Annotated in this window: 4 protein-coding genes, 1 tRNA gene and 1 other RNA gene; 5 read left to right on the top strand and 1 reads right to left on the bottom strand. The window is 74.6% G+C overall.

The annotated features are described in order from the left end of the window. Positions 1-42: 42 nt before the first annotated feature. Positions 43-130: transfer RNA gene (locus ADK52_RS34770), tRNA-Ser, on the bottom strand. Between the two features lie 131 nt (positions 131-261). On the opposite strand from ADK52_RS34770, the gene ffs reads away from it, so the two are divergent. The 5 genes from ffs (at position 262) to ADK52_RS34750 (ending at position 7,575) form a co-directional block, all read left to right on the top strand. After that, positions 262-360, top strand: an RNA gene (ffs, locus tag ADK52_RS39365) — signal recognition particle sRNA small type. A 66-nt stretch (positions 361-426) separates the two neighbouring features. Then, positions 427-2,601: a DNA polymerase III subunit gamma and tau gene (locus tag ADK52_RS34765; RefSeq protein ID WP_053693844.1), complete on the top strand. Its 2,175-nt coding sequence runs from the start codon at positions 427-429 to the stop codon at positions 2,599-2,601. A 60-nt stretch (positions 2,602-2,661) separates the two neighbouring features. Further along, entirely contained in the window at positions 2,662-3,915 is a 1,254-nt protein-coding gene (purD, locus tag ADK52_RS34760; RefSeq protein ID WP_053693843.1) for a phosphoribosylamine--glycine ligase, read from the top strand. A 299-nt stretch (positions 3,916-4,214) separates the two neighbouring features. Then, positions 4,215-5,834, top strand: coding sequence for a hypothetical protein (locus ADK52_RS34755; RefSeq protein WP_053693842.1), 1,620 nt, complete (start codon positions 4,215-4,217; stop codon positions 5,832-5,834). Between the two features lie 259 nt (positions 5,835-6,093). Next, positions 6,094-7,575, top strand: coding sequence for a N,N-dimethylformamidase beta subunit family domain-containing protein (locus ADK52_RS34750; protein ID WP_053693841.1), 1,482 nt, complete (start codon positions 6,094-6,096; stop codon positions 7,573-7,575). Positions 7,576-7,648 lie beyond the last annotated feature (73 nt).

The following is a 7,648-nucleotide window of genomic DNA, read 5'->3' as shown; positions in this document are numbered from 1 at the left end:
GCCGGTTTCCCGGTCGGGGCCTTCAAGTGCCCGGTGAGGCACTGGCGGAGGATACGAGATTCGAACTCGTGAGGGGTTGCCCCCAACACGCTTTCCAAGCGTGCGCCCTAGGCCACTAGGCGAATCCTCCGCCGCAAACAATACAAGACGTTGAGGGGTGCTCGCGAACGTGATCGCCGGCGGGGGATCCGGGCGGCTACCTGGTCGGGTCCGGGGCGGGGGCGGGGTCGATCGCGGGGGCTTTCATCCGCTAGGGTGGGGCCCAGCCCCTCACGTGGCGCTATCTCACCCAACTCCCCCAGGGCCGGAAGGCAGCAAGGGTAAGTGGGCTCTGGCGGGTGCGTGGGGGGCGCTTTGCGTTCCGGGGCGGTCTGCGCGGCCGTCGGCGGGGCGTCTTTGTCGGTGGGCCCGGATAACCTCGTAGACGTGTCGTCCCTTGCGCTGTACCGCCGCTACCGCCCCGAGTCGTTCGCCGAGGTCATCGGACAGGAGCATGTCACTGTCCCCCTGATGCAGGCCCTGCGGAACAACCGGGTCAATCACGCGTACCTGTTCAGTGGGCCACGAGGCTGTGGCAAGACCACCAGTGCGCGCATCCTGGCGCGGTGCCTGAACTGTGAGCAGGGTCCCACTCCCGAACCCTGCGGCGAGTGCCAGTCCTGCAAGGACCTGGCGCGCAACGGGCCGGGGTCGATCGACGTCATCGAGATCGACGCCGCCTCGCACGGTGGCGTGGACGACGCCCGTGACCTGCGGGAGAAGGCCTTCTTCGGGCCCGCCTCCAGCCGGTACAAGATCTACATCATCGACGAGGCCCACATGGTCACCTCGGCGGGCTTCAACGCCCTGCTGAAGGTGGTCGAGGAGCCGCCGGAGCACCTCAAGTTCATTTTCGCGACGACCGAGCCCGAGAAGGTCATCGGGACCATCCGGTCCCGTACGCACCACTATCCGTTCCGGCTCGTGCCGCCCGGGACGCTGCGCGAATACCTGGGCGAGGTCTGCGGGCGCGAGGGCGCCAAGGTCGAGGACGGCGTGCTGCCGCTCGTCGTGCGGGCCGGCGCCGGATCTGTGCGTGACTCCATGTCCGTCATGGACCAGCTCCTCGCCGGTGCCGGCGAGGACGGTGTGACGTATGCCATGGCCACCTCCCTGCTCGGGTACACCGACGGGTCGCTGCTCGACTCCGTCGTCGACGCCTTCGCCGCCGGGGACGGGGCGGCCGCCTTCGAGGTCGTCGACCGGGTGGTCGAGGGCGGCAACGACCCGCGCCGGTTCGTCGCCGACCTGCTGGAGCGGCTGCGGGACCTGGTGATCCTGGCCGCCGTGCCCGACGCCGGGGAGAAGGGGCTCATCGACGCCCCCGCCGATGTCGTCGAGCGGATGCAGGCCCAGGCGTCGGTGTTCGGGGCCGCCGAGCTGAGCCGCGCCGCCGACCTGGTCAACACCGGGCTCACCGAGATGCGCGGAGCGACCTCGCCGCGGCTCCAGCTGGAGCTGATCTGCGCCCGGGTGCTGCTGCCCGCCGCCTTCGACGACGAACGGTCCTTCCAGGCCCGGCTCGACCGGCTGGAGCGGAGCGGGTTCACCCCCGCCGCCGGCGCCGGTATGGCCGCCGCCCCGCCCGGCGGGCCCGCCATGGCCTACGTGCCCGGGCCCGAGGCCCACGGCATGGCGCCGGCCGGCCCCGGCGGGGCCGTCGCCGCGGCGCGGGCCGCCGCGGCCGCCGTACGGGCTCCCGAGCCGGCTCCCGCGGCCGCGCCGGCGCCCGCTCCCGCTGCGGCTCCGGTCCAGGCACCCGCTCCCGTACAGGCCCCGGCTCCGGCACCCGCTCCCGCGCAGGCCCCCGCCGCCGCGCCCGGGTCATGGCCCGGGGCCGCGCAGCCCGGCGGCGGAGCCGCTCCCGGCTCCTGGCCCGGAGCCGCTGCCCCCGCTCCGGCGGCCCCCGCCGCAGCCCCCGCCGCCGGTGCCTGGCCGAGCGCCGCCGCGCCCGGTTCGGGCCAGCCCGCGGCCCCGGCCCCCGCCCCGGCTCCGGCCGCTCCGGCCCCCGCAGCGGCGGCCGCTCCCGCCGCCGCCCCCTCGCCCGGCATGGCCGCAGGCGCCGGGCAGGTCCAGGCGATGTGGCCCGGCATCCTCGAGGCCGTCAAGAACCGCCGCCGCTTCACCTGGATCCTGCTCAGCCAGAACGCCCAGGTCACCGGGTTCGACGGGACGACGCTCCAACTGGGCTTCCCCAACCCCGGCGCCCGCGACAACTTCGCGAGCAGCGGCAGCGAGGACGTGCTCAAGGCGGTCCTCTCCGAGCAGTTCCAGGTCAACTGGAAGATCGACGCCGTGGTGGGCGGGGGCGGCGGCCAGCCCGCAGCCGCCCCGCAGCCGGGTCCCGCGCCACAGCAGCCGTACCAGCCGCCGCAGCCCCCGGCCCAGCCGGGCGGTTCCGCGCAGCAGCCCCCCGTACGGCAGGCGCCCCCGCCGGTCGCGCCCGAGGACGACGTACCGGAGGAGGACGATCCGGAGCTGGTCGAGAGCGCCCTGACCGGACACGACCTCATCGTGCGCGAGCTCGGAGCCACCGTTGTAGAGGAATACACAAACGAGTAGGGCCGTCTCATTGGGTGGCCACACGAAAGGCATCCCGCCGCGCGGGCTAGGCTGCAGGGCGTGAAGGTCCTCGTCATCGGCGGCGGCGCCCGCGAACATGCCCTGTGCCGCTCTCTGTCCCTCGACCCCGACGTCAACGCGCTGTACTGCGCTCCCGGCAATGCCGGCATCGCCGAGGTGGCGGAGCTGCGCCCGGTCGACGCCCTCGACGGCGCGGCCGTGGCCCGCCTCGCCACCGAACTCGAAGCCGACCTGGTCGTCGTCGGCCCGGAGGCGCCCCTGGTCGCCGGCGTCTCCGACGCCGTCCGCGCCGCCGGCATCCCCGTCTTCGGCCCGTCCGCGGAAGCGGCGCAGCTGGAGGGCTCCAAGGCGTTCGCCAAGGACGTGATGGCCGCGGCCGACGTCCCGACTGCCCGCAGCTACGTGTGCACCACCCCGGAAGAGGTGGACACGGCCCTCGACGCCTTCGGCGCCCCGTACGTCGTCAAGGACGACGGCCTCGCCGCCGGCAAGGGCGTCGTCGTCACCGAGGACCGGGCCGCCGCCCGCGCGCACGCGCTCGGCTGCGACCGCGTCGTCATCGAGGAGTACCTCGACGGCCCGGAAGTCTCCCTCTTCGCCATCACCGACGGCGTCACCGTGCTGCCGCTCCAGCCCGCGCAGGACTTCAAGCGCGCGCTCGACGGCGACGAGGGCCCCAACACCGGCGGCATGGGCGCGTACTCGCCACTGCCCTGGGCCGACCCGAAGCTGGTCGACGAGGTCATGGAGACCGTCCTCCAGCCGACCGTGGACGAGCTGCGCCACCGCGGCACCCCGTTCTCCGGGCTCCTGTACGCCGGGCTCGCCATCACCTCGCGCGGCGTCCGCGTCATCGAGTTCAACGCCCGCTTCGGCGACCCCGAGACCCAGGTGGTCCTGGCCCGGCTGCGCACCCCGCTCGCGGGCGTGCTGCTGCACGCCGCCAACGGCACGCTGGACACCGAGCCGCCGCTGCGCTGGAGCGCGGACGCGGCCGTCACCGTCGTCATCGCCTCCCACAACTACCCGGAGACCCCGCGCACCGGGGACCCGATCGAGGGCCTGGCCGACGTGGCCGCCGAGGACGGTCCCGACACGTACGTCCTGCACGCCGGGACCCGGCGCGAGGGCGAGGCGGTCGTCAGCGCGGGCGGCCGCGTGCTGTCGGTGACGGCGACCGGTTCCGATCTGGCACAGGCCCGCGAGAAGGCGTATAAGGCCGTCGCGCGGATCCGGCTGGACGGCTCCCAGCACCGTACGGACATCGCCGCCAAGGCGGCCGAAGGCCGCTGAGCAGGCCGAGCGGCGGGACTTCCGCCCCGCGGGCCCGGTGCGCACCCAGGTGCGCACCGGGCCCGCGCGCGTGTCCGCGTGCGAGTGCATCCGGCCGCGTTCGAACGCAGCCACCTTTACCCAAAGCCATTCCATCGGGTGATGGTCACCCGGTCCGGCTGACTGCCGGTCGCTCCCCAACTAGGGTGCGGTGCCAAGCATTCCGGCACTTGGCCCACCGGCATTGCGATGTCAGTGGCGGGTGTCACAGTGGGGGAGTGAGAAAAACCGCCGCAGGGCAGAGGGGGTGAGGTCCGGCCGTGTCCGGAACCGGTTCGATCGTGGAAGGGGGCGCGCCGTCCGCGCGTTCCCGGGCCCTGGCCGTGCTGCGGGTCCGCAGCCGGGCACTGGCCCTCGGGGTGCTGCCCGCCGCCCTCGCGGTGGTGCTGCTGAGTGCCCGGATGACGGGCCGGCTGGCCGGTGACCCCTGGCCCGCGGTGACGCTCGTCGTGTGCGTGACAGCCGCACTGGTGCTGCTCGTCGGCGGGGTGTTCGCCGCGGTGGTGCTGCGGGCGGGCCCGGCCGTGACGCCGACGGTGCCCCTGCCGGAGTCCGCCGCGCCCGACCTGTACCGGATGGTGCGGGACCTGGCCGACCGGATGGACGTGCCGGCGCCCTCGGCGATAGCCCTGACGCCGGACTGCGACAGCTGGCTGGAGGACCGTACGCATGCGGCCCACCGGCGCAGCGGCATATCGGGCGGGCGCGAGGCGGAGCCGGGCGCGGCTCCGGTGCTGGTGATCGGCTCGCCGTTCCTGTGGTGGATGCGGGTCGCCGAACTGCGGGCGGTCCTGGCTCCGGTCGTCGCCGGTACGGGTCCTTCCGCGCATCCGGACATAGCCGATGCCCGGGGCTTCGTGCGCGGGCTCGACGCCGCGGTGGACGTGGGCAGCCGGCCCGGCCTCGGCTGGATCGGCCGGCCGGCCCGGCTGCTGCTGAGGCTGTGCCAGGCGGATGCCGCCGAGATGGAGCGCGGGGTCGCGGCCGCCGCCTCGGACCGTGCACAGGGTGTGGACTACGGGCTGCGCATCGTCGCCCAGGAGCAGGTCGGCCTCGCCTACGCGGGCTGGGACCGGCTGCTGACCCGGGTCGCGCTGCCCGCGTGGCGGATGGGCCGCTGGCCGGCGCACCTCGACGCCGGGGTGGTCTCCGCGCTGACCGAGCTGTCCCGGCGCGACCGGCTGGCCGAGGGCTTCACTTCGCGGCTCGGCGAGCGCCCCGCCTGCGATCTGCTGGAGCGGCCCGGGGTGATCGACGAGGCGGCTTCGCTGCTCGCCGCCCGGCTGTTCCACGGCGGTCCGGCCGAGGCCGGCCCGGACTGGTCGCCGGTGGACTGGGCGGCGTATCCGGAGGAGGTCGTGGACCGCAAATGGCGTGCGGAGGCGGCCCGGCTCCACGCGGCGCTGGACGGCCTCGCCGTTCCGGCCGGCCCGGGGCCCACGCTGGACCGGGTACTGGGCTACCTCACGGACACCGCCGGGGAGTGCGCGGCCGCGGAAGCGCTGGCCGGCCGGCTCAGCGGCGACCTGGCCAGGGAGGAACGTTCCGCAGGGACCGGCGCGGGCGTCGACGCCGGGGGCGCCGCGGTGGCGCGCGGGGCGGACACCGTGCCGCTGTTCCCGCTCCAGCCGCCCCGCAGCGGGCGGGACCTGCTCGCCGACCACGTGACGGCGATGGTGTGCGCCGCGGCCGTCGACTCGGCCGACGCCGCGCCGGGGCTGGACTGGCTGGACGGCCCGGTCCTCCTGGTCGGCGACGAGCGGCGCGCGGACCTGGCCCCCCGGGTGCTGAGCCTGGTGGAGGACGGGGACCCGGACCCCCTGCGTGACTGGCTCGCGGAGCTCGGCGTCCGCCCGGAGAAGCCGGTCCGCCTGGTGTGACCGTGCCGGCGGCCGCGCGGCGCGGCCGCGACGGGCGCCCATGGCCATGGCCGCGGTCGTGCCGGCGGCCGCGCGTCGCTCCCTTCGCCGGCCCGGCCGGTCCGGGCGAACCTTGTACTCCGCGCCTCCGGATGTGGCGAACGGTGACGGAATGAGTGCGTTATGTGATGTGCTGGGACCGGTAGCGGTTCGATGTCCGGAAACCGTGCCGTGTCGGCGTGTTCAGAGACCGTTCGGGGGAGCGAGGGAGGGGAGCGGTATGGGTGGTGCGGACCAGATCCGGCGTTGGGAATCAGGTGCGCTCGCGCACGCGGTGACCGATCCCTTCGGCCAGGGACCGCTGCCGTGGTTCCGGGGCAGCGAGCTGTACTTCGACGACACCGGCCAGGTCGTGCCCTGGTACGTGGACCCGGCGCTCGCCCCCGGCCAGATTCCCCGCGCCCGCGGCAACGGCGGCCCGCGCACGGCCGACGACGTGCACCGGCAGATCAAGGGCTTCGCCTCCACCGGGGCCGTCGCGCCCGGCGAGGCCATCGACTTCCACATCACCGTGGACCCGCCCCAGCAGTTCTCCGTCGACGTCTACCGCATCGGCCACTACGGCGGCGACGGCGCCTCCAAGATCACCACCAGTCCCCGGCTCTCGGGCATCGTCCAGCCGGCCCCCCTCACCGCCGACCGCACCGTCTCCTGCCACCACTGGTGGCTCTCCTGGCGGCTTCAGGTCCCCTCCTACTGGAGCGTCGGCGCCTACGTCGCCGTCCTCACCACCGCCGACGGGTACCGGTCCCACATCCCCTTCACCGTCCGCGACGACCACCCCGCCGACCTGCTCCTCCTGCTGCCCGACATCACCTGGCAGGCCTACAACCTCTACCCCGAGGACGGGCACACCGGCGCGAGCCTCTACCACGCCTGGGACGAAGAGGGCCGGCTGCTCGGCGAGCAGGACGCGGCCATCACCGTCTCCTTCGACCGGCCCTACGCCGGCGCCGGCCTGCCCCTGCACGTGGGCCACGCCTACGACTTCATCCGCTGGGCCGAGCGCTACGGCTACGACCTCGCCTACGCCGACACCCGCGATCTGCACGCCGGCCGCGTCGACCCCAGCCGCTACCGCGGCCTGGTCTTCCCCGGCCACGACGAGTACTGGTCGGCCCCCATGCGCCGCACCGTCGAGCGCGCCCGCGACCACGGCACCTCGCTCGTCTTCCTCTCCGCCAACACCATGTACTGGCAGGTCGAGCTGGGCCCCTCCCCCTCCGGGGTCGACGACCGGCTCCTCACCTGCCGAAAACGCCGCGGCCCCGGCCGCCCCAGCCTCTGGCGCGAGGTCGACCGCCCGGAGCAGCAGCTGCTCGGCATCCAGTACGCGGGGCGGGTCCCCGAGCCCGCGCCCCTGATCGTGCGCAATGCCACGCACTGGCTCTGGGACTCCACCGGCGCCGTCGAGAACGACGAACTCCCCGGCCTGGTCGCCGGCGAGGCCGACCGGTACTTCCCGCGCACCCAGCTCCCCGAGCACCAGGACCGCATCCTGCTCGCGCACTCCCCGTACCGCGACAGCGAGGGCGCGAAGCGCCACCAGGAGACCTCCCTGTACCGGGCCCCGAGCGGCGCCCTGGTCTTCGCGTCGGGCACCTTCGCCTGGTCCCCGGCCCTCGACCGCCCCGGCCACGTCGACGAACGGGTCCGGCGGGCCACCGCCAACCTCCTCGACCGGATCTGCAAACGGGACTGAGCCGGTCCGCGCACCCCGCCGGGCACCCCACCGGGCGCCGCGCCGCGCACCCCCGGAGCCGGGCACCGGCCCC

It is taken from the genome of Streptomyces sp. WM6372 (assembly GCF_001279655.1).
GTDB lineage: Bacteria > Actinomycetota > Actinomycetes > Streptomycetales > Streptomycetaceae > Streptomyces.
Note: the sequence above shows the minus strand (reverse complement) of the source record. Positions and strands in the feature narration are given on the sequence as shown.